Consider the following 19,767-nt stretch of genomic DNA (forward strand, 5'->3'; position numbering starts at 1 on the left):
GGCCGCACTTGAAGATTCCGACAAGACGATCGGCGAAGACGCGATCCGCGAGCTGATGGCCCAGGTCGACGCCTACATCCCGACGCCGGAGCGTCCGATCGACCAGCCGTTCCTGATGCCGATCGAAGACGTGTTCTCGATCTCGGGCCGCGGCANGACGCCGGAGCGTCCGATCGACCAGCCGTTCCTGATGCCGATCGAAGACGTGTTCTCGATCTCGGGCCGCGGCACGGTCGTCACCGGTCGCGTCGAGCGCGGCATCGTCAAGGTTGGCGAGGAAGTCGAAATCGTCGGCATCCGCCCGACCTCGAAGACGACGGTGACCGGCGTTGAAATGTTCCGCAAGCTGCTCGACCAGGGCCAGGCCGGCGACAACATCGGCGCGCTGATCCGCGGCGTGAACCGTGACGGCGTCGAGCGCGGCCAGATTCTGTGCAAGCCGGGTTCGGTGAAGCCGCACAAGAAGTTCAAGGCCGAAGCCTACATCCTGACGAAGGAAGAAGGCGGCCGTCATACGCCGTTCTTCACGAACTACCGCCCGCAGTTCTACTTCCGCACGACGGACGTGACGGGCATCGTGACGCTGCCGGAAGGCACGGAAATGGTGATGCCGGGCGACAACGTCACGGTTGACGTCGAGCTGATCGTGCCGATCGCCATGGAAGAAAAGCTGCGCTTTGCCATCCGCGAAGGCGGCCGCACCGTCGGCGCCGGCATCGTCGCCAGCATCGTCGAGTAATCTTTTAAGCAAGCGGCCTCAGGGCCGCTTGCTTATGACATAAAAATGTAGCAAATGGCGCGCGAGCGCGATTTGCTTCTGCTTCGGCTTCGAGGCAGGCAATGAACAGATAAGGTGGGCCAAAAGGCCCGGAGACTGGAAAGGGACGTCGTTTCGGTGTCCCCTTCGATCTTTGAAACCGGTGGTCCGCCTTAGCAAAAGAAGAACAGCCCGTGCCGTTTTGCTGGCACGCGGAGTAACAAAGACAAGGATAACGTCGAATGAACGGCCAAAATATCCGCATTCGCCTGAAGGCGTTCGATCACCGAATTCTCGATGCCTCCACGCGCGAGATTGTGTCGACGGCGAAGCGCACCGGCGCAAGTGTCCGGGGCCCCGTTCCGCTTCCGACCCGCATCGAGAAGTTTACGGTCAACCGGTCCCCGCACATCGACAAGAAGAGCCGCGAGCAGTTCGAGATGCGCACGCATAAGCGCCTCCTCGACATCGTAGACCCGACCCCGCAGACGGTAGACGCGCTGATGAAGCTCGATCTCGCCGCCGGTGTCGATGTTGAGATCAAGCTCTGAGCCTGGCTCGAGCGGATTTGGAAGGATTGAACCGATGCGTTCAGGTGTGATTGCACAGAAGGTGGGAATGACCCGCGTCTACAACGACGCCGGCGAGCATGTCCCGGTAACGGTATTGCGTATGGAAGGCTGCCAGGTCGTTTCTACGCGCACCGTCGAAAAGAATGGCTATACCGCAGTTCAGCTCGGTGCTGGCCAGGCGAAGGTTAAAAACACGTCCAAGGCGATGCGCGGCAACTTTGCCGTTGCCAACGTCGAGCCGAAGGCCAAGCTTGCTGAATTCCGCGTGACGGAAGACAACCTGCTGGAAGTCGGCACGGAGATCAAGGCTGGTCACTTCGCTGCAGGTCAGCTCGTCGACGTGACGGGTACGACCATCGGTAAGGGTTTTGCCGGCGCCATGAAGCGCCACGGCTTCGGCGGTCTGCGCGCCACGCACGGTGTGTCCGTTTCGCACCGCTCGCATGGTTCGACGGGTTCGCGCCAGGATCCGGGCAAGGTTTTCAAGAACAAGAAGATGGCTGGTCACATGGGCCAGACGCGCGTAACGACTCAGAACCTGGAAGTGGTTTCGACCGATGAAGATCGCGGTCTGATCCTGATCAAGGGTGCAGTACCCGGTTCCAAGGGTGCCTGGATCATCGTGCGCGATGCCGTCAAGTCGGCAGCGAAGTAAGGGAGCCGGACCAATGGAATTCAACGTCAAGACCCTCGAGGGAAAAGACGCAGGGAAGGTTTCTCTTTCTGATGCGATTTTCGGCCTCGAGCCCCGCGAAGACATTCTCGCCCGCGTTATCCGCTGGCAGCTTGCCAAGAAGCAGCAGGGCACGCACAAGACCAAGGGCCGCGCCGAAGTCTGGCGCACCGGCGCCAAGATGTACAAGCAGAAGGGTACGGGCCGCGCTCGTCACCATTCAGCTCGCGCTCCGCAGTTCCGCGGCGGTGGCAAGGCTCACGGCCCGGTTGTTCGCAGCCACGAACACGACCTTCCGAAGAAGGTTCGCGCTCTCGGCCTGCGTCTCGCTCTGTCGGCAAAACTGAAGTCCGATGATGTCATCGTCATCGACAACCTAGTCGCTGCTGAAGCAAAGACCAAGGCTCTCGCCTCCGTTTTCGAGACGCTGGGCCTGACCAATGCGCTCTTCATCGGCGGCGCTGAACTTGATGGCAACTTCAAGCTTGCAGCAAAGAACATCCCGAACATCGATGTTCTGCCGATCCAGGGCATCAACGTTTACGACATCGTGCGCCGCGGCAAGCTCGTGCTTTCCAAGGCAGCCGTTGAAGCGCTAGAGGAGCGATTCAAGTGACCGATCTTCGCCACTATGATGTGATCGTCTCGCCGGCGATCACCGAAAAGTCCACGCTGGTATCGGAAAACAACCAGGTTGTTTTCAATGTCGCCAAGGCGGCCACGAAGCCGGAAATCAAGGCTGCAGTCGAGGCGCTCTTCGGCGTCAAAGTCACGGCCGTCAACACTCTGCTCCGCAAGGGCAAGACCAAGCGTTTCAAAGGTTTTGTCGGCAAGCAGAAGGACGTGAAGAAGGCTGTCGTCACTCTGGCTGAAGGCCAGACGATCGACGTCTCCACCGGTCTCTGAGGAATAAGAAAATGGCATTGAAAACATTCAATCCTACAACCCCGAGCCAGCGCCAGCTGGTCATCGTCGATCGCTCCTCGCTCTACAAGGGCAAGCCGGTCAAGGCGCTGACGGAAGGCCTGACGAAAAGCGGCGGTCGTAACAACCTCGGCCGCATCACGGCCCGCTTCATCGGCGGCGGTCACAAGCGTACGTATCGTCTTGTCGACTTCAAGCGTCGCAAGTTCGACGTCGAAGGCACCGTCGAGCGTATCGAATACGACCCGAACCGCACCGCGTTCATCGCGCTCGTCACCTACGCCGACGGCGAAAAGGCCTATATCCTCGCTCCGCAGCGCCTTGCTGCCGGCGACAAGGTTATCGCTTCGGAGAAGGCTGTCGACGTGAAGCCCGGCAACACCATGCCGCTGCAGTTCATCCCGGTCGGCTCCATCATCCACAACGTGGAAATGAAGCCGGGCAAGGGCGGTCAGATCGCACGTTCGGCTGGCGGTTACGCACAGCTCGTCGGCCGCGACGCTGGCATGGCTATCCTTCGCCTCAACTCCGGCGAACAGCGCCTCGTGCACGGCAGCTGCCTGGCGTCGATTGGTGCGGTTTCGAACCCGGACCACGGCAACATCAATGATGGCAAGGCCGGTCGTACTGTCTGGCGCGGCAAGCGTCCGCATAACCGCGGTGTCGTGATGAACCCTGTCGACCATCCGCACGGCGGTGGTGAAGGCCGCACGTCGGGTGGTCGTCATCCGGTTAGCCCGTGGGGCAAGCCGACCAAGGGCAAGCGTACCCGGTCGAACAAGTCGACCGACAAGATGATCATGCGCTCGCGTCATCAGCGTAAGAAGTAAGAGAGGAAGTCTCCAATGGCTCGTTCAGTATGGAAAGGTCCGTTCGTTGACGGCTATCTTCTCAAGAAGGCTGAGAAGGTTCGTGAAGGCGGACGTGCAGAAGTAATCAAGATCTGGAGCCGTCGCTCCACGATCCTGCCGCAGTTCGTCGGTCTCACCTTCGGCGTCTACAACGGCAGCAAGCATGTTCCGGTCAGCGTCAATGAAGACATGGTCGGCCACAAATTCGGTGAATTCTCTCCGACCCGGACCTATTACGGTCACGGTGCGGACAAGAAGGCAAAGAGGAAGTAACAATGGGCAAGGCAAAAGCCGAACGCCGGCTGAAGGACAACGAGGCGCAAGCAGTCGCCCGCACGCTCCGCGTCAGCCCACAGAAGCTCAACCTGGTTGCTGCGACCATCCGCGGCAAGAAGGTTGACCGTGCACTCGCTGAGCTGGAATTCTCCCGCAAGCGCATCGCAGGCGCCGTCAGGAAGACGCTCGAATCTGCGATCGCCAACGCCGAGAACAACCATGATCTCGACGTTGACTCGCTGGTCGTGGCGGAAGCCTATGTCGGCAAGTCGATCGTCATGAAGCGCTTCCACGCTCGTGGCCGCGGCCGTGCATCTCGCATCGAGAAGCCGTTCGCGCACCTGACGATAGTCGTCCGCGAAGTGCAGGCACAAGAGGAGGCCGCATAATGGGTCAGAAAATCAATCCAATCGGTTTCCGTCTTGGCATCAACCGTACCTGGGATAGCCGCTGGTTCGCGGACAATGCCGAATACGGTCAGCTGCTGCACGAAGACCTGAAGATGCGTAAGTTCGTCATGAGCGAACTGAAGCAGGCTGGTATTGCAAAGGTCGTCATCGAGCGTCCGCACAAGAAGTGCCGCGTCACGATCCACTCGGCTCGTCCGGGTCTGATCATCGGCAAGAAGGGTGCAGACATCGACAAGCTCCGCAAGAAGCTGTCGGACATGACGAACTCGGAAACGCACCTCAACATCGTCGAAGTGCGCAAGCCGGAAGTCGACGCGACGCTCGTCGCCCAGTCGATCGCCCAGCAGCTGGAACGCCGCGTGGCCTTCCGCCGCGCCATGAAGCGTGCTGTTCAGTCTGCAATGCGTCTTGGCGCCGAAGGCATCAGGATCACCTGCGCAGGCCGTCTCGGCGGTGCGGAAATCGCTCGTACCGAATGGTACCGCGAAGGCCGCGTTCCGCTGCACACCCTGCGTGCGGACATCGACTACGGTACGGCTGAAGCCGAAACCGCATTCGGCATCTGCGGCATCAAGGTCTGGATCTTCAAGGGCGAAATCCTTGAGCACGATCCGATGGCCTCCGAGCGCCGCGCACTCGAGGGTGACGCTCAGGGTCCGGCAAGCCGTGACCGCGATCGTCGCCGCGACAACGCTTAATAGCGTTGGTGGCAGATAAGTTCGGAGAATAAGAAAATGTTGCAGCCAAAGCGTACCAAGTACCGCAAGCAATTCAAGGGCCGCATCAAGGGCGTCGCCAAGGGTGGTTCCGACCTCGCCTTCGGTGAATTCGGCCTGAAGGCTCAGGAGCCCAACCGCGTCAACGCACGTGAAATCGAAGCGGCCCGCCGCGCGATCACGCGCTACATGAAGCGCGCCGGCCGTGTATGGATCCGCGTGTTCCCGGACGTTCCGGTAACCGCAAAGCCGACCGAAGTCCGCATGGGTAAGGGTAAGGGCTCCGTCGAATATTGGGCATGCAAGGTCAAGCCTGGCCGAATGATGTTCGAGATCGACGGCGTCACCGAAGAAATCGCCCGCGAGGCGCTTCGTCTCGGCTCGGCCAAACTCTCGGTCAAGACGCGTTTCGTTCAGCGCATTGCAGAGTAAGGAGAGGCAGATGAAAGCCGAAGAAGTCCGCGGCCTCACGGCCGATCAGCTCAAGGACAAGCTCGCCAACCTCAAGAAGGAGCAGTTCAACCTGCGCTTCCAGAAGGCAACCGGTCAGCTCGAAAAGTCCTCGCGCATCAACGAAGTCCGCAAGGACATCGCCCGCGTGAAAACCATTGCCCGCCAGAAGGCGGCAGAAGCAAAGGCGTAAAGGAAAAAGAACATGCCGAAGCGCATTCTGCAGGGCGTTGTCGTTGGCGACAAGAACGAGAAGACTGTCGTAGTTCGTGTTGAGCGCCGTTTCGCTCACCCGCTGCTTCAGAAGACCGTTCGTCGTTCCAAGAAGTACAAGGCCCACGACGAAAACAACCAGTACAAGATCGGCGATACCGTATCCATCGAGGAATGCGCACCGATCTCCAAGGACAAGCGCTGGACGGTCATTTCCGCCCAGGGCAAGTAACAGAATTTTGTGCGAGGCCTTGCGTCTCGCTGAAATTTCTGTATGAAGCAGCGTCAGAACGCTCGAATGCCGGGCGTTCTTTTGCTTTGAGCGCATGGAAGGTCCCGTCGGGAAACCACCTTGGCACGATCTTTCCCGCGCTATTCAAGCTATTGCCGTGTCTGTACCCGTCCTTGAGGCGGGTTCGGTGGGCTGACAATTTTCATGAGCCGGGGTAGGGGGCGAAAGCCCAACCATTCCGGTAAAACAAGAAGGCGACCTGATATGATTCAGATGCAAACAAACCTCGACGTCGCGGATAATTCCGGCGCGCGTCGTGTCATGTGCATCAAGGTGCTGGGCGGCTCAAAGCGCAAGTATGCCTCGATCGGCGACGTCATCGTCGTTTCGATCAAGGAAGCGATCCCGCGCGGCCGCGTGAAGAAGGGTGACGTGATGAAGGCGGTGGTTGTTCGTACCGCCAAGGAAATCCGTCGCGTAGATGGCAGTGTCATCCGCTTCGACACGAATGCAGCAGTCCTCATCGACAACAAGAAAGAGCCGATCGGCACCCGTATCTTCGGACCGGTTCCGCGCGAACTTCGCGCCAAGAACCACATGAAGATCATCTCGCTGGCTCCCGAAGTACTGTAAGGAGCGGGAACGATGCAGAAGATTCGTAAAGGCGACAAGGTCGTCATGCTCGCAGGCAAGGACAAGGGCCGTACCGGCGAAGTCCTTCAGGTTCTTCCGAAGGAAGATCGCGCGGTCGTCCGTGGCGTCAACGTCGTCAAGCGCCATCAGCGCCAGACGCAGTCGCAGGAAGCCGGCATCATCAGCAAGGAAGCCTCGGTTCACCTGTCAAACGTTGCAATCGTCGACAAGGACGGCAAGCCGACTCGCGTCGGTTTCAAGGTCGTTGACGGCAAGAAGGTCCGTGTGGCCAAGCGTTCTGGAGATGTGATCGATGGCTGAGGCAAAATACGAGCCGCGGCTCAAGAAGGAATATATCGAGCGCATTCGCAAGGCGATGCAGGAGAAGTTCTCCTACGCCAATGAGATGCAGATCCCGAAGCTCGACAAGATCGTAATCAACATGGGTATTGGCGAAGCCACGGCTGATTCGAAGAAGCCGACGGTTGCCGCAGCCGACCTGGCAGCGATCGCTGGCCAGAAGGCGGTCATCACCCGTGCACGCAACTCCATCGCTGGCTTCAAGGTCCGCGAGCAGATGCCGATCGGCGCCAAGGTTACCCTGCGCGGCGCCCGCATGTACGAGTTCCTGGACCGTCTCGTGAACATCGCGCTTCCGCGCGTTCGCGACTTCCGCGGCCTGAACCCGAAGAGCTTTGACGGCCGTGGCAACTTCGCCATGGGCATCAAGGAACACATTGTGTTCCCTGAGATCAACTACGACAAGGTTGATCAGATGTGGGGCATGGACATCATCGTTTGCACGACGGCAACGAAGGACGACGAAGCGCGGGCTCTGCTGACAGAGTTCAACTTCCCGTTCCGTCAGTAACCGTAACGACGAGCGTAGAAAAGGAACCTGACATGGCGAAGACAAGCGCAGTTGAAAAGAACAAGCGCCGCCGTACTACGGTCGCAAATCAGGCTGCCAAGCGCGCAGCCCTGAAGGCGATCATCATGAACCAGTCTCTTCCGATCGACGAGCGGTTCAAGGCCTCGATCAAGCTGGCATCCCTGCCGCGCGATGGATCAAAGACCCGAATTCGCAACCGTTGCGAAGTATCGGGCCGCCCGCGCGCGTACTACCGCAAACTGCGCATGTCGCGTATCGCGCTGCGTGAACTGGGCAATCTCGGCAAGGTGCCGGGCATCGTCAAGTCGAGCTGGTAAGGAGCAGGTTAGATGACAATGACTGATCCGTTGGGCGATATGCTCACTCGCATCCGCAACGGCGCTTCCCGCCGCAAGTCGTCGGTTTCGACGCCTGCGTCCAAGCTCCGTGCACGCGTTCTTGATGTTCTGCAGTCCGAAGGCTACATCCGTGGCTATTCCGTTGTCGATTTCGGCAATGGCAAGTCGGAACTCAGCATCGAGCTGAAGTACTACGAAGGCACATCGGTGATCCGTGAGATCGGCCGTGTGTCCAAGCCGGGCCGCCGGGTTTATGTCTCGGTCAAGTCCATTCCGCAGGTTGCGAACGGCCTCGGCATCACCATCCTTTCGACCCCGAAGGGTGTGATGGCCGATCACCAGGCTCGCGAACAGAACGTTGGTGGCGAGGTTCTTTGCTCTGTCTTCTAAGACAGGGCAGGGATCTCCATAGCGAACAGACAGGATTGAAACATGTCTCGTATCGGTAAGAAGCCCGTTCAGGTACCTGCTGGGATCACGGCTACGGTCGATGGCCAGAAGGTTACTGCAAAGGGCCCGAAGGGCGAGCTGTTCTTCGTCGCAAACGACGAAGTCGGCGTAAAGCTCGAAGATAATGCGGTCGTGGTCACGCCGCTCAACCAGACCAAGGATGCTCGCGCAAAGTGGGGTATGTCCCGCACGATGATCGAGAACATCTTCAAGGGCGTCAAGGACGGTTACGAGCGCAAGCTCGAAATCAACGGCGTCGGTTACCGTGCATCCTTGCAGGGCAAGAACCTGCAGCTGGCTCTCGGCTTCAGCCACGACGTGGTCTATGAGCCGCCGGTCGGTATCTCGATCGCTGTTCCGAAGCCGACGGAAATCGTCGTCACGGGCATCAACAAGCAGCAGGTCGGCCAGGTTGCAGCGGAAATCCGCGAATACCGCGGCCCCGAGCCCTACAAGGGCAAGGGCGTGAAGTATGCTGACGAGCGTATCGTCCGCAAAGAAGGCAAGAAGAAGTAAGGATCACGCGAAATGGCTAGCAGGAAAGAAGCACTTGCACGTCGTGCCAACCGCGTGCGCCGTCAAATCAAGTCGGTGGCCAATGGCCGTCCGCGCCTGTCGGTTCATCGCTCCTCGAAGAACATCTACGCTCAGGTCATCGATGATGTGGCCGGCAAGACGCTCGCGTCTGCCTCCACGCTCGACAAGGATCTGCGCGGTTCTCTGAAGACCGGTGCCGACACCGCAGCAGCTGCCCTCGTCGGCAAGCTCGTTGCAGAGCGCGCCTCCAAGGCCGGCGTCAACGAAGTCGTATTCGATCGTGGCGCCTTCATCTATCACGGCCGCATCAAGGCTCTGGCAGATGCAGCCCGCGAAGGCGGTCTGACCTTCTAAAGAGATTTCCGGCCGCACGTCTTTGACGGCGGCCGGATTTTCACCGGACCGCAAACGCTCCCGCAGGGGAGGCCGATGCGGTCCTCGTTTTGTTTGCCGATTGCACCCGGAAAAGAAAAAGGAAGAGGACAATGGCACAGGAAAGAAGGGGCTCTCGCGACGATCGCCAGAGCCGCGAAGAGCGCGACAGCGAATTCGTCGACAAGCTTGTCGCGATCAATCGCGTCGCCAAAGTCGTCAAGGGCGGCCGCCGTTTCGGTTTTGCCGCTCTCGTCGTCGTCGGTGACCAGAAGGGCCGCGTAGGCTTCGGTCACGGCAAGGCACGCGAAGTGCCGGAAGCCATCCGCAAGGCAACAGAAGCCGCCAAGCGCGAGCTGATCTTCGTTCCCCTGCGTGAAGGCCGCACGCTGCATCACGACGTCCATGGCCGCCATGGCGCCGGCAAGGTTCTGCTGCGCTCGGCCAAGGTCGGTACCGGTATCATCGCCGGCGGTCCGATGCGCGCCGTTTTCGAAACGCTCGGCGTTCACGACGTTGTCGCCAAGTCGACCGGTTCCTCGAACCCGTACAACATGGTTCGCGCAACCTTCGACGCCCTGAAGCACCAGGTTCACCCGAAGGACATCGCAGCTCAGCGCGGCATCAAGTATGCTACGCTTCAGGCTCGCCGTGCCGCCTCCGGCAACGCCTCTGAAGAATAAGAGGAGTCTGACCCATGGCTAAGGCTACCAAGAAGACCGAAGCGAAGACGGTTACCGTCGAGCAGATCGGCAGCCCGATTCGCCGGCCGGCTGTACAGCGTCAGACGCTGATCGGCCTCGGCCTCAACAAGATGCACCGGACCCGCACCCTGGAAGATACGCCTTCCGTTCGCGGCATGATCCGTGCTGTCCAGCATCTCGTTCGCGTCGTCGACGAGAAGTGAGACGGAGGTTATCATCATGAAACTCAATGAAATCAAAGATAACGAAGGTTCGACCCATAGCCGTAAGCGCCTCGGCCGCGGTATCGGTTCGGGCTCCGGCAAGACCGGTGGTCGCGGTGTGAAGGGTCAGAAGTCCCGTTCCGGCGTCGCCATCAACGGTTTCGAAGGCGGCCAGATGCCAATCTACCGCCGTCTGCCGAAGCGCGGCTTCACGAACATCTTCAAGGACGACTTCGCCGTCGTCTCGCTTGCACGCATCCAGGCTGCGATCGACGCCGGCAAGCTAGACGCCAAGGCGACTGTCGACGCCGCTGCCCTCAAGGCGGCCGGTGTGATCCGCCGCGCCAAGGACGGTGTTCGCGTTCTCGGCGACGGTGAGCTGAAGGCAAAGATCAAGCTCGAAGTCGCAGGCGCTTCCAAGCCTGCCGTCGAGAAGATCGAAAAGGCCGGCGGTTCGATCACGCTTCTTTCTGCCGCAGCGGCAGAATAATAATCTTATGATATGTCGCCCGGGGTGGCTTCACACCGGGCGATTTTGCTCCCATATGTGGGCCTCACAAGAATCAGCATCGTTGCACACAGCAGCGTGCCGGTTTCGACGAAATCAAGGGTGAGGCATAGGTTGCGCCAGCAATCCGTCCGAAGCCCGGTTGTGAATAATTTGAATACCGATTCCGGGTCCGGCACTCGCTCGAAGCGCCCGAATTGGTAGCGCGGAGAATCGCATGGCGTCTGCAGCGGAACAGTTGGCTTCCAACCTTAATTTCTCGACCTTCGCCAAAGCCGAGGATCTCAAGAAGCGCCTGTGGTTCACGCTGGCAGCTCTCCTCGTCTATCGCCTTGGTACGCACATTCCGCTTCCGGGCCTGAATCCCGAAGCCTATGCCCAGGCCTTCCGCGGCCAGGCAGGCGGCATTCTCGGCCTCTTCAACATGTTTTCGGGCGGCGCCGTCGAGCGCATGGCGATCTTCGCGCTCGGCATCATGCCCTATATCTCCGCCTCCATTATCGTGCAGCTGATGACCTCGGTCGTGCCGGCGCTCGAAAACCTGAAGAAGGAAGGCGAACAGGGCCGCAAGATCATCAACCAGTACACCCGCTACGGAACGGTGCTGCTCGGCGCGCTGCAGGCCTACGGCATCGCGGTCGGCCTTGAAAGCGGCAGCGGCCTCGTGGTCGATCCGGGCTGGTTCTTCCGCGTTTCCACCGTCATCACGCTGCTCGGCGGCACGATGTTCCTGATGTGGCTCGGCGAGCAGATCACCTCGCGCGGCATCGGCAACGGCATTTCGCTGATCATCTTCGCGGGCATCGCCGCCGGCCTTCCGAGCGCGCTTGCCGGTACCCTCGAGCTCGGCCGCACCGGCGCGCTTTCGACGTCGCTGATTCTCGCGGTCATCCTGATCGCAATCGCCGTTATCGCCGTCATCGTCTTCGTTGAACGTGCCCAGCGCCGGCTGCTGATCCAGTATCCGAAGCGTCAGGTGGGCAACCGCATGTTCCAGGGCGATACGTCGCACCTGCCGCTGAAGCTCAACACCTCCGGCGTCATTCCGGCAATCTTCGCTTCGTCGCTGCTGCTTCTGCCGGCAACCGTGGCGGGCTTTGCCAATACGACGTCCCTCCCGTCCTGGGCAACCACGATCGTTGCAGCGCTCGGCCATGGCCAGCCGCTCTACATGCTGCTCTATGCGGCATTGATCGCCTTCTTCGCGTTCTTCTACACGGCCATCGTCTTCAATCCGAAGGACACGGCCGATAACCTGAAGAAGCACGGCGGCTTCATCCCCGGCATTCGTCCGGGCGAGCGCACCGCCGAGTATATCGATTTCGTCCTGACCCGCATCACGGTCATCGGCGCGATCTATCTCGTCTTCGTCTGCATCCTGCCTGAGATCCTGGTGTCGCAAACTGGCATCCCATTAGCCCTTGGTGGTACTTCGCTTTTGATCGTGGTTAGCGTAACTCTTGATACGGTGGCTCAGATCCAGGGTCATCTGATCGCACAGCAGTACGAAGGCCTGATCAAGAAATCGAAGTTGCGTGGAGGAAAGAGGGGGCGATGAGACTCATACTTTTGGGGCCGCCGGGTGCGGGCAAGGGAACCCAGGCCCAGCGGATCGTGGAAAAGTACGGCATTCCGCAACTTTCCACGGGTGATATGCTTCGTGCAGCCGTTCACGCCGGAACCGAGGTCGGCAAACGCGCAGATGCCTTGATGAAGGCGGGCAAACTGGTTCCTGACGAAGTCGTCAATGCCATCGTCTCCGAACGCATCGACCAGCCGGACTGTGCGAAAGGCTTCATCCTCGACGGCTTTCCCCGGACGCTGGTCCAGGCGGACGCCACTGAAGCGATGCTTCGCGCAAAGGGTCTCGACCTGTCCGTCGTCATCGAGTTGAAGGTCGACGATGACGAGCTCATTCGCCGTGTTGCAGGGCGCTATTCATGCGCGCAGTGCGGCAGCGTGTACCACGACAACGACAAGGCTCCGGCCAGCGAAGGCGTCTGCGACAAGTGCGGTTCGACGCATTTCAAGCGCCGGCCGGACGATAATCCGGAGACGATGACGGCGCGGCTTCAGGTCTACTACAAGGAAACCTCGCCGTTGATCGGCTATTACCACGCCAAGGGGAAGCTCAAGAGCGTGGATGGTATGGCCGATATGGATCACGTCACGCGCGAGATCGAAGCCATTCTTTCGAAGCTGTAAAGCTTTGAAAATAAACTTGGCGGGACCAGTTGCCATTCGGCGCTGATTCCGCTAAACACCGCGCCAACTCGCGACATTCAATGCGATCGGCGCGGATTTCCCAAGGAAGTCCGGGTTCGGTCGTTTTGACATGTTACGAACCCAAATTTGCACGAGCGGCCCTTCGGAGGGCGGCATAATCGAAGCCCTCTTGCCGGATGGCAACTGGAACTCAAGGAGAATAGGCGTGGCACGTATCGCTGGCGTCAACATCCCGACTGCGAAGCGCGTCGTTATCGCGCTGACCTACATTCACGGGATCGGTTCGAAATTCGCACAGGAAATCGTCGAGAAGGTCGGCATCCCGGCTGATCGCCGCGTGCACCAGCTCACGGACGCTGAAGTTCTTCAGATCCGCGAAACGATCGACCGCGACTATCAGGTCGAAGGTGATCTTCGTCGCGAAACCTCGATGAACATCAAGCGCCTGATGGACCTCGGCTGCTACCGCGGCCTGCGTCATCGCCGCGGCCTGCCGGTTCGCGGTCAGCGCACGCACACCAATGCCCGCACCCGCAAGGGCCCGGCAAAGGCGATCGCTGGTAAGAAGAAGTAATTTTGAGGCAGTAGGCAATAGGCAGCAGGCATGAGGGGAGTCCCTATTGCCTACTGCCTAAATCCTATTGGCTCGAAGGTGTAGCCGCTGGCATTACGGCGGTGAAGATATCCAGGAAAGGGATACAATGGCCAAGGAAGCCGTCCGCGTTCGCCGTCGCGAACGTAAAAACATCTCGTCGGGTGTGGCTCACGTCAACTCGACCTTCAACAACACGATGATCACCATCACTGACGCGCAGGGCAACGCGATCGCCTGGTCCTCCGCTGGTGCCAAGGGCTTCAAGGGTTCACGCAAGTCGACCCCGTTCGCGGCCCAGATCGCTGCTGAAGATGCTGCCAAGAAGGCGCAGGAACATGGCATGAAGTCGCTGGAAGTCGAAGTTTGCGGTCCGGGTTCTGGCCGTGAATCGGCTCTGCGCGCGCTCCAGGCTGCCGGTTTCATGATCACGTCCATCCGCGACGTGACGCCGATCCCGCACAATGGCTGCCGCCCGCGCAAGAAGCGCCGCGTCTGATCATCGCCACTCACAACACCGGTGAGCGTTTTGTTGACGCTCCCGGTGCTTCTCAAGCTCGGTTGCCACGATTGGATGGTGGCAACGAACGGAAGGCAAAACAATGATTCAGAAGAACTGGCAGGAATTGATCAAGCCGAACAAGGTCGAGTTCGCTTCGAGCTCGCGCATCAAGGCGACGCTCGTTGCAGAGCCGCTGGAGCGCGGTTTCGGCCTGACTCTCGGCAACGCGCTTCGCCGCGTTCTGCTCTCGTCGCTGCGTGGTGCCGCTGTGACGGCCGTGCAGATCGACGGCGTGCTGCACGAATTCTCCTCGATTCCGGGCGTCCGCGAAGACGTGACGGATATCGTGCTCAACATCAAGGAAATCGCCATCAAGATGGATGGCGATGACGCAAAGCGCATGGTCGTCCGCAAGCAGGGCCCGGGCGTTGTGACGGCTGGCGACATCCAGACGGTCGGCGATATTGAAATCCTCAACCCCGAGCATGTGATTTGCACGCTCGATGAGGGCGCCGAAATCCGCATGGAATTCACCGTCAACAACGGCAAGGGCTACGTTCCGGCCGAACGCAACCGTGCGGAAGATGCTCCGATCGGTCTCATCCCCGTCGACAGCCTCTATTCGCCGGTCAAGAAGGTGTCCTACAAGGTTGAAAATACCCGCGAAGGACAGGTTCTCGACTACGACAAGCTGTCGATGACCATCGAAACCGATGGCTCGATTACCGGCGAAGATGCGGTCGCTTTTGCGGCTCGCATCCTCCAGGACCAGCTTGGCGTGTTCGTCAACTTCGACGAGCCGCAGAAGGAAACCGAAGAAGAAGCAGTCACCGAACTCGCTTTCAACCCGGCGCTCCTCAAGAAGGTAGACGAACTCGAACTGTCGGTCCGCTCGGCAAACTGCCTAAAGAACGACAACATCGTCTACATCGGCGACCTCATTCAGAAGACCGAAGCAGAAATGCTCCGCACGCCGAATTTTGGTCGCAAGTCGCTGAACGAAATCAAGGAAGTTCTCGCTTCCATGGGGCTGCACCTCGGCATGGAAGTGCCGGCATGGCCGCCCGAGAACATCGAAGATCTCGCCAAGCGGTATGAAGACCAGTACTAACACCATCAAACGGCGGGCGAGATGCCTGCATGTGAAGGAGAATAGCCATGCGCCACGGTAAAGCCGGCCGCAAGCTGAACAGAACCGCAAGCCACCGCAAGGCGATGTTCGCCAACATGGCGGCTTCGCTCATCACGCATGAGCAGATTGTGACGACCCTGCCGAAGGCAAAGGAAATCCGTCCGATCGTTGAAAAGCTCGTCACGCTCGGCAAGCGCGGCGACCTGCACGCCCGCCGTCAGGCGATCTCGCAGATCAAGGACGCCGCTGTCGTTGCGAAGCTCTTCGACACGATCGCTTCGCGCTACGCAACCCGCCACGGCGGCTACCTGCGTATCATGAAGGCCGGCTTCCGCCAGGGCGACAACGCCGCTCTCGCCGTCATCGAATTCGTTGACCGCGACACCTTCGCCAAGGGCGCAGCCGACAAGGCCCGCACCGCCGGCGAAGAGCAGGCCGTCGCCGCTTAATATTGCCCGGTTCGCCGGAAGCAAAACAGCCGGGCTGAGAAGCCCGGCTGTTTTTGTTGTGCGCCCAGCGTGGGCGCATTCTTGCGGGTGCAAGTCCCACCGTAAGCTGGTCATAGCGAGCGAAGAGAAGCGCAACTGCGATCGAACGGAAATGGGACGACGACGAGTACAAGGAAGATCAAGTCCAAGCGCGATGCTCGGCCCATGCACGGCTATTTTCGGAACTGACTGCTCGGTCACACGGGGGCACCGTAGCGTCAAGCCTTGTTGAGGTCGGCTGCAAAGATGTCGCTCCAAGGTCAGGAAACCGCTGCGGGGACTCCGGTTCGTGCCTTCTGTTGCCCGTGCTTCCTGCTGCGCGCGATCGGCCGCCAGGAGCGGTAGAGGATCAAGAAGATCAGCAGGCTGACATAGATATATTGCTCGAGGCTGAGGACCTTGGTCGACAGTGCGAAATGCAGCGCGCCACAGGCGGCCACGATATAGACGAGGCGGTGGAGGCGGACCCAGTTCGGGCCGAGACGGCGGATCGAGAAATTGTTGGATGTCAACGCAAGCGGAATGAGCAGCGTCATGCCCGCCATGCCGAACATGATGAAGGGGCGTTTCACGACATCGTCGATGACAGCTTGAATGATGAAGGCTTGGTCGAGCACCATGTAGACGGTGAAGTGCATCGCGACATAGTAGAAACAGAGCAGACCGAGGGCGCGGCGGTAGCGCAAATAGTTCCAACCGAAGAGCTCGCGGGCAGGGCTGACGGCAAGCGTCAAGATCAGGAAGCGGATTGCCCAGAGGCCGAGGAAAAGCTCGAAGATCTTCACCGGATCGGCGCCGAGCCCGCCTGTGGCGCCGAGGTAGAAATACCAGGCGGCAGGCAGGAGACCCACGACATAGAGCGCCCAGACGGAGGCAGGCTGCCAGCGTTTCGGTAGCGCGAGCGGAAATTCAGCCATCAGAAATTCGCCTTCAGGTCCATGCCGGCATAGAGGCTCGCGACCTCATCGGCGTAGCCGTTGAAGGGCAGCGTCGGATGGCGGCTGGCACCGAAGAAGCCGCTTTCGCCGATGCGGCGTTCGCTCGCCTGGCTCCAGCGCGGATGGTCGACCGCCGGGTTGACGTTGGCATAGAAGCCGTATTCCTGCGGGTTGGTAACCTGCCAGGTGTTCTTCGGCTGCTGGTCGGTGAGCGTGATCTTCACGATCGACTTGATGCCCTTGAAGCCGTATTTCCACGGCACGACTAGGCGGATCGGCGCGCCGTTCTGGTTCGGCAGCGTCTGGCCGTAGAGCCCCACGGCAAGCAGCGTCAGCGGATGACGGGCTTCGTCGAGGCGCAGGCCCTCGACATAGGGCCATTCGAGCGACTGGAAGATGCCCTTCTGGCCCGGCATCTCGTCCGGACGGACGACGGTTTCGAAGGCGACGTATTTGGCGCTGCCCAGCGGCTCCACCTTGTCGAGCAGGGCTGCGAGCGGGAAGCCGTCCCACGGGATTACCATCGACCAGGCCTCGACGCAGCGCATGCGATAGATGCGCTCCTCGATCGGGAATTCCTTGATGAGCGCTTCGATGTCGAAGGACCCTGGCTTGGCGACCATTCCGTCGATCTCGACGGTCCAGGGCAGGGGCTTGAAGTCGCCGGAAAGCGCTGCGGGGTCTCCCTTGTCGAGGCCGAATTCGTAGAAGTTGTTATAGGTCGTCACATCCTTCAGCGGCGTCGTCTTCTCGTCGACCTTGTACTTGCTCTCGATGACGGAAAGTGCCGCGGCGCTTGCCTTGCCGGCCCCATAGAGCGCCACGGCGCCGAGTGTTGCAGCCCCGAGAAACTCGCGGCGGCGGAGATAGACCTGGCGCGGCGTGATCTCCGAAGACGGGATCTTTGGCGGATGATAAGCCGGCATTTCGAAATCCTCCTGGGCAGGAACGGCCCGATATCTTAATAAACGCATCAGCAGCGTCTTTGGATGACTGTGTAGGCCTTGAAGATTGCATTCGGGAAGCCAATTTTTTGTGTTCGGGTGTGATGGAATAGCTTGTAACAAAAGGCTGCGACCCGCCGTATATGTCCGATGGGCGCAAACCGGCGGCGTACCGGATTTGCCCTTGCCGGTAGTGACAGCCCTCGCCGATTGGATTAGGACAATTCCAAAGTGCAGCGACTGCCGGCCTGCAAGCTTTCTTGCCGTCCCGCATCGTCCGCGCAATTTCCGCAGATCGAGGAAGAAACCGATGCCAGCTTACCGTTCCAGAACCACGACCCACGGCCGCAATATGGCGGGCGCGCGCGGCCTTTGGCGCGCGACGGGCATGAAGGATTCGGACTTCGGCAAGCCGATCATCGCGGTGGTGAATTCCTTCACCCAGTTCGTGCCCGGCCACGTGCACCTCAAGGACCTCGGCCAGCTCGTCGCCCGCGAGATCGAAGCGGCCGGCGGTGTTGCCAAGGAGTTCAACACGATCGCCGTCGACGACGGCATCGCCATGGGCCATGATGGCATGCTCTATTCGCTGCCGTCGCGCGAACTGATCGCCGACAGTGTCGAGTACATGGTCAACGCCCATTGCGCCGACGCCATGGTCTGCATCTCGAACTGCGACAAGATCACCCCCGGCATGCTGATGGCGTCGCTGCGCCTCAACATCCCGACTGTCTTCGTTTCCGGCGGCCCGATGGAAGCCGGCAAGGTGATTCTGCAGGGCAAGACGCATGCGCTCGATCTGGTCGATGCCATGGTTGCCGCAGCCGACGACAAGATGAGTGACGAGGATGTTCAGACGATCGAGCGCTCGGCCTGTCCGACCTGCGGCTCGTGCTCCGGCATGTTCACGGCCAATTCCATGAACTGCCTGACAGAAGCGCTCGGCCTGTCGCTGCCCGGCAACGGCTCGACGCTTGCAACCCATGCGGACCGCAAGCGCCTCTTCGTAGAGGCCGGCCACCTGATCGTCGATCTCGCCCGCCGTTACTACGAACAGGACGACGAAATGGCCCTGCCGCGCAGGATCGCCTCGAAGCAGGCATTCGAAAACGCCATGACGCTCGATATCGCCATGGGCGGCTCGACAAACACCGTTCTGCACATTCTGGCTGCCGCCCATGAAGGCGAGGTCGATTTTACGCTGGCGGACATCGACGCGTTGTCGCGCCGCGTGCCCTGCCTCTCCAAGGTCGCGCCCGCCAAGGCCGACGTGCACATGGAAGACGTCCACCGCGCCGGCGGCATCATGTCGATCCTCGGCGAACTCGACAAGGGCGGCCTGCTGAACCGCGATTGCCCGACCGTTCATGCCGAGACGCTGGGCGATGCCATCGACCACTGGGACATCACCCGCACCAGCAGCGAGACGGTTCGCGATTTTTATCGCGCGGCCCCCGGCGGCATCCCGACCCAGGTCGCCTTCAGCCAGAGTGCCCGCTGGGACGAGCTGGATACCGACCGCGAAAATGGCGTCATCCGCTCGGTCGAACATCCGTTCTCGAAGGATGGCGGCTTGGCGGTCCTCAAGGGCAACCTCGCGCTCGACGGCTGCATCGTCAAGACCGCGGGCGTCGATGAATCGATCCTGAAATTCTCCGGTCCGGCCAAGGTCTTCGAAAGCCAGGATGCGGCCGTGAAGGGCATTCTCAGCAACGAAGTCGTGGCGGGCGATGTGGTCGTGATCCGCTACGAGGGCCCGAAGGGTGGCCCCGGCATGCAGGAAATGCTCTATCCGACCAGCTACCTGAAGTCGAAAGGTCTCGGCAAGGCCTGCGCGCTGATCACCGATGGCCGCTTCTCCGGCGGCACTTCCGGCCTCTCGATCGGCCACGCTTCGCCTGAAGCGGCAAACGGCGGCACGATCGGGCTCGTGCGTCCCGGCGACATGATCGATATCGACATTCCGAACCGAACAATCAGCCTGCGTGTCAGCGACGCCGAGCTTGCGACCCGCCGTTCCGAGCAGGAAGAGAAGGGTTGGCACCCGGCCGAACACCGCAGGCGTAACGTCACGACGGCACTGAAGGCCTACGCGGCCTTCGCGACGAGCGCGGACCGCGGTGCGGTGCGGGACCTCGGCGGCCGCTGAAAAGGCTGCAAGATTTAATCGAACGACGGCGCCGCTGGAATGCGGGCGCCGTTTTTGTTTGTATGCTCGGACAAATATGGAGCAC

The 19,767-nt window shown here is 60.2% G+C and carries 31 protein-coding genes; 29 read left to right on the top strand and 2 right to left on the bottom strand.

What is annotated here, in order from left to right:
* From BN1800_RS15935 to rplQ, 28 genes are all read left to right on the top strand, one after another.
* On the top strand, nt 1-739 hold a 739-nt coding region (locus tag BN1800_RS15935; RefSeq protein ID WP_244564524.1), incomplete at its 5' end, for an EF-Tu C-terminal domain-related protein.
* A 260-nt stretch (nt 740-999) separates the two neighbouring features.
* Nucleotides 1,000-1,308: a 30S ribosomal protein S10 gene (gene rpsJ / locus BN1800_RS15940; protein ID WP_003547547.1), complete on the top strand. Its 309-nt coding sequence runs from the start codon at nt 1,000-1,002 to the stop codon at nt 1,306-1,308.
* A gap of 34 nt (nt 1,309-1,342) precedes the next feature.
* Complete coding sequence (gene rplC, locus BN1800_RS15945) at nt 1,343-1,984, top strand: 50S ribosomal protein L3 (protein WP_027509258.1); 642 nt, start codon at nt 1,343-1,345, stop codon at nt 1,982-1,984.
* A 13-nt stretch (nt 1,985-1,997) separates the two neighbouring features.
* Nucleotides 1,998-2,618: a 50S ribosomal protein L4 gene (rplD, locus tag BN1800_RS15950; RefSeq protein WP_027509259.1), complete on the top strand. Its 621-nt coding sequence runs from the start codon at nt 1,998-2,000 to the stop codon at nt 2,616-2,618.
* Entirely contained in the window at nt 2,615-2,908 is a 294-nt protein-coding gene (locus tag BN1800_RS15955) for a 50S ribosomal protein L23 (protein WP_027509260.1), read from the top strand. The genes rplD and BN1800_RS15955 overlap by 4 nt, the downstream gene beginning before the upstream one ends.
* An 11-nt stretch (nt 2,909-2,919) precedes the next feature.
* Complete coding sequence (gene rplB, locus BN1800_RS15960; RefSeq protein WP_027509261.1) at nt 2,920-3,756, top strand: 50S ribosomal protein L2; 837 nt, start codon at nt 2,920-2,922, stop codon at nt 3,754-3,756.
* Nucleotides 3,757-3,771: 15 nt separating this feature from the next.
* Nucleotides 3,772-4,050, top strand: coding sequence for a 30S ribosomal protein S19 (rpsS, locus tag BN1800_RS15965; RefSeq protein WP_007531666.1), 279 nt, complete (start codon nt 3,772-3,774; stop codon nt 4,048-4,050).
* A 2-nt stretch (nt 4,051-4,052) separates the two neighbouring features.
* Nucleotides 4,053-4,442, top strand: a complete 390-nt coding sequence (rplV, locus tag BN1800_RS15970) for a 50S ribosomal protein L22 (protein WP_027509262.1) — start codon at nt 4,053-4,055, stop codon at nt 4,440-4,442.
* Nucleotides 4,442-5,161 (top strand): 30S ribosomal protein S3, encoded by a 720-nt coding sequence (gene rpsC, locus BN1800_RS15975; RefSeq protein WP_027509263.1) that lies wholly within the window; start codon nt 4,442-4,444, stop codon nt 5,159-5,161. Before rplV ends, rpsC begins: the two co-directional genes overlap by 1 nt.
* Before the next feature lie 36 nt (nt 5,162-5,197).
* Nucleotides 5,198-5,611, top strand: coding sequence for a 50S ribosomal protein L16 (gene rplP / locus BN1800_RS15980; protein WP_022718386.1), 414 nt, complete (start codon nt 5,198-5,200; stop codon nt 5,609-5,611).
* A gap of 10 nt (nt 5,612-5,621) precedes the next feature.
* Nucleotides 5,622-5,822, top strand: a complete 201-nt coding sequence (gene rpmC / locus BN1800_RS15985; protein ID WP_022718385.1) for a 50S ribosomal protein L29 — start codon at nt 5,622-5,624, stop codon at nt 5,820-5,822.
* Between the two features lie 12 nt (nt 5,823-5,834).
* Nucleotides 5,835-6,074, top strand: coding sequence for a 30S ribosomal protein S17 (gene rpsQ / locus BN1800_RS15990; protein ID WP_003547557.1), 240 nt, complete (start codon nt 5,835-5,837; stop codon nt 6,072-6,074).
* Nucleotides 6,075-6,338: 264 nt separating this feature from the next.
* Nucleotides 6,339-6,707 (top strand): 50S ribosomal protein L14, encoded by a 369-nt coding sequence (rplN, locus tag BN1800_RS15995; RefSeq protein WP_027509264.1) that lies wholly within the window; start codon nt 6,339-6,341, stop codon nt 6,705-6,707.
* 12 nt (nt 6,708-6,719) lie between these two features.
* A complete protein-coding gene (rplX, locus tag BN1800_RS16000) occupies nt 6,720-7,028 on the top strand; it encodes a 50S ribosomal protein L24 (protein ID WP_027509265.1) in 309 nt (102 codons plus the stop codon).
* On the top strand, nt 7,021-7,578 hold the full coding sequence (rplE, locus tag BN1800_RS16005; protein WP_086999341.1) for a 50S ribosomal protein L5: 558 nt from the start codon (nt 7,021-7,023) through the stop codon (nt 7,576-7,578). Before rplX ends, rplE begins: the two co-directional genes overlap by 8 nt.
* A gap of 32 nt (nt 7,579-7,610) precedes the next feature.
* Nucleotides 7,611-7,916 carry a 30S ribosomal protein S14 gene (gene rpsN, locus BN1800_RS16010; protein ID WP_027509267.1) on the top strand — a complete coding sequence of 102 codons (306 nt, stop codon included), beginning with the start codon at nt 7,611-7,613 and terminating at the stop codon, nt 7,914-7,916.
* 12 nt (nt 7,917-7,928) lie between these two features.
* A complete protein-coding gene (gene rpsH, locus BN1800_RS16015) occupies nt 7,929-8,327 on the top strand; it encodes a 30S ribosomal protein S8 (RefSeq protein ID WP_022718381.1) in 399 nt (132 codons plus the stop codon).
* 42 nt (nt 8,328-8,369) lie between these two features.
* Nucleotides 8,370-8,903: a 50S ribosomal protein L6 gene (rplF, locus tag BN1800_RS16020; protein WP_027509268.1), complete on the top strand. Its 534-nt coding sequence runs from the start codon at nt 8,370-8,372 to the stop codon at nt 8,901-8,903.
* 12 nt (nt 8,904-8,915) lie between these two features.
* Nucleotides 8,916-9,278, top strand: a complete 363-nt coding sequence (rplR, locus tag BN1800_RS16025) for a 50S ribosomal protein L18 (RefSeq protein ID WP_027509269.1) — start codon at nt 8,916-8,918, stop codon at nt 9,276-9,278.
* Nucleotides 9,279-9,409: 131 nt separating this feature from the next.
* Nucleotides 9,410-9,979, top strand: a complete 570-nt coding sequence (rpsE, locus tag BN1800_RS16030; protein WP_027509270.1) for a 30S ribosomal protein S5 — start codon at nt 9,410-9,412, stop codon at nt 9,977-9,979.
* A 14-nt stretch (nt 9,980-9,993) separates the two neighbouring features.
* Nucleotides 9,994-10,203 carry a 50S ribosomal protein L30 gene (rpmD, locus tag BN1800_RS16035; protein WP_022718377.1) on the top strand — a complete coding sequence of 70 codons (210 nt, stop codon included), beginning with the start codon at nt 9,994-9,996 and terminating at the stop codon, nt 10,201-10,203.
* A gap of 16 nt (nt 10,204-10,219) precedes the next feature.
* Complete coding sequence (gene rplO / locus BN1800_RS16040; RefSeq protein ID WP_027509271.1) at nt 10,220-10,693, top strand: 50S ribosomal protein L15; 474 nt, start codon at nt 10,220-10,222, stop codon at nt 10,691-10,693.
* Nucleotides 10,694-10,928: 235 nt separating this feature from the next.
* Entirely contained in the window at nt 10,929-12,269 is a 1,341-nt protein-coding gene (secY, locus tag BN1800_RS16045; RefSeq protein WP_086999344.1) for a preprotein translocase subunit SecY, read from the top strand.
* Nucleotides 12,266-12,916, top strand: a complete 651-nt coding sequence (locus BN1800_RS16050) for an adenylate kinase (protein WP_086999346.1) — start codon at nt 12,266-12,268, stop codon at nt 12,914-12,916. The genes secY and BN1800_RS16050 overlap by 4 nt, the downstream gene beginning before the upstream one ends.
* 226 nt (nt 12,917-13,142) lie before the next feature.
* Nucleotides 13,143-13,511 carry a 30S ribosomal protein S13 gene (gene rpsM, locus BN1800_RS16055; RefSeq protein WP_022718373.1) on the top strand — a complete coding sequence of 123 codons (369 nt, stop codon included), beginning with the start codon at nt 13,143-13,145 and terminating at the stop codon, nt 13,509-13,511.
* 127 nt (nt 13,512-13,638) lie between these two features.
* Nucleotides 13,639-14,028 (top strand): 30S ribosomal protein S11, encoded by a 390-nt coding sequence (gene rpsK / locus BN1800_RS16060; RefSeq protein ID WP_022718372.1) that lies wholly within the window; start codon nt 13,639-13,641, stop codon nt 14,026-14,028.
* Nucleotides 14,029-14,131: 103 nt separating this feature from the next.
* Entirely contained in the window at nt 14,132-15,142 is a 1,011-nt protein-coding gene (locus BN1800_RS16065) for a DNA-directed RNA polymerase subunit alpha (RefSeq protein ID WP_027509274.1), read from the top strand.
* 47 nt (nt 15,143-15,189) lie between these two features.
* The gene (gene rplQ / locus BN1800_RS16070) at nt 15,190-15,612 is read left to right on the top strand and encodes a 50S ribosomal protein L17 (protein ID WP_086999349.1); all 423 of its coding nucleotides are present in this window, start codon (nt 15,190-15,192) and stop codon (nt 15,610-15,612) included.
* 299 nt (nt 15,613-15,911) lie between these two features.
* Here rplQ and msrQ read toward each other — a convergent pair whose 3' ends face one another.
* Together msrQ and msrP are read right to left on the bottom strand one after the other, a co-directional pair.
* Nucleotides 15,912-16,568 (bottom strand): protein-methionine-sulfoxide reductase heme-binding subunit MsrQ, encoded by a 657-nt coding sequence (msrQ, locus tag BN1800_RS16080; RefSeq protein WP_086999355.1) that lies wholly within the window; start codon nt 16,566-16,568, stop codon nt 15,912-15,914.
* The gene (gene msrP, locus BN1800_RS16085; RefSeq protein WP_086999358.1) at nt 16,568-17,515 is read right to left on the bottom strand and encodes a protein-methionine-sulfoxide reductase catalytic subunit MsrP; all 948 of its coding nucleotides are present in this window, start codon (nt 17,513-17,515) and stop codon (nt 16,568-16,570) included. The genes msrQ and msrP overlap by 1 nt, the downstream gene beginning before the upstream one ends.
* A 328-nt stretch (nt 17,516-17,843) precedes the next feature.
* On the opposite strand from msrP, the gene ilvD reads away from it, so the two are divergent.
* A complete protein-coding gene (gene ilvD, locus BN1800_RS16090) occupies nt 17,844-19,682 on the top strand; it encodes a dihydroxy-acid dehydratase (protein ID WP_027509278.1) in 1,839 nt (612 codons plus the stop codon).
* The last annotated feature ends 85 nt before the right edge of the window (nt 19,683-19,767 follow it).

The organism is Rhizobium sullae (genome assembly GCF_900169785.1).
GTDB classification, from domain to species: domain Bacteria; phylum Pseudomonadota; class Alphaproteobacteria; order Rhizobiales; family Rhizobiaceae; genus Rhizobium; species Rhizobium sullae.